General features: G+C 47.0%; 1 protein-coding gene. It reads left to right on the plus strand.

The genetic code is table 11. From position 1 onward, the window contains the following. Positions 1-112 precede the first annotated feature (112 nt). Positions 113-1,214, plus strand: a 1,102-nt coding sequence (locus BM122_RS21310; RefSeq protein ID WP_083398655.1) for an IS4 family transposase, incomplete at its 3' end; no start/stop codon positions are given.

Here is a 1,214-nt window from a genome sequence, read left to right on the forward strand (position 1 = left end):
CACTACTGTCCGGTTAACCCTAAACTCTTGAGAGATAAAGCCTGAGTGGGCTTGGGGATGGAGTAAAATTGATGTGTTCGAAACAGCAATTTTCCAATCCAAGGGCTCAGGCATGAAGCATCTTAACACTGTATTACACCAACTGCTCAAGTACATTCCCCGTTACCGTTTTGATCGGGCGGTAGAACGCCATAGAGGGGATCACCGAATACGGACACTTAACTGCTGGACGCAGTTTGTAGCGCTGATTTATGCGCAACTGGCGCAACGCGTTTCACTTCGCGATCTGCAAACAGCTTTCAATAGTCATGCTACTTGCCATTTTCACTTGGGAGCGACACTGATTCGCCGCTCCACACTGGCAGACGCTAACGCGCAGCGTGCGCCTGGCCTCTTTCGCGAAATCATGTTCTGGTTGATCCACAAGCTTCAAGGTAATCTGCCGTCTGCGAACGAGATCGTGCGGTTGATTGATTCCACTACACTGGATTTGAATCTCCACCACTATGCCTGGGCTAAGTTTCGTTCTACTAAGGCAGGTATAAAACTCCACACTGTCTACGACCCGCATGCTTGTATTCTTACTTTCTTTGAGATGGGTGAGGCCCGTGCGCATGATGCGAAGGCAGCTGCTTCTCTGCCTTTGTTAACAGGCGCAACCTATGTTTTTGATCGTGCCTACAATAACTATGAGTGGTATGCCAGGCTGACAAAACAAAACATTCGTTTTGTCAGCCGTATGAAAGCCAATACTGTATTTGAAGTGATTTCCTCGCAGCAGGTAGACGGCCGAGTGTCAGCAGACGAAACCATCCGTTTAACTTCTAACGCAGGCAGTCAATATCCTGAGTGTCTACGCCGTATTCTCTACACCACCGAAGAAGGAAAAAAGCTCGTTTTTATCACCAACGATTTCGAACGTCCTGCTCAAGCTATTGCTGATTTGTACAAAATGCGTTGGCAAATCGAGCTGTTTTTCAAGTGGATCAAGCAAAATCTCAAAATCAAACGCTTTCTCGGTACCAGCAAAAATGCAGTGCTGATCCAGGTGACCGTGGCAATCATCGATTATTTGCTGGTGCGCCTTGTTCAGCAATCATTCCCCAATGCTTTATCTATGCAGCAATGGGCAAGACTGATCTGTGTCAATATCTTCGCTAGAAAACAACTGGAATCCTTGGCCGAACCACCACCCAATCCTAAAAATCCTTCTT

The organism is Nitrosomonas communis, from assembly GCF_900114745.1.
In the GTDB taxonomy this organism is placed as follows: domain Bacteria; phylum Pseudomonadota; class Gammaproteobacteria; order Burkholderiales; family Nitrosomonadaceae; genus Nitrosomonas; species Nitrosomonas communis_A.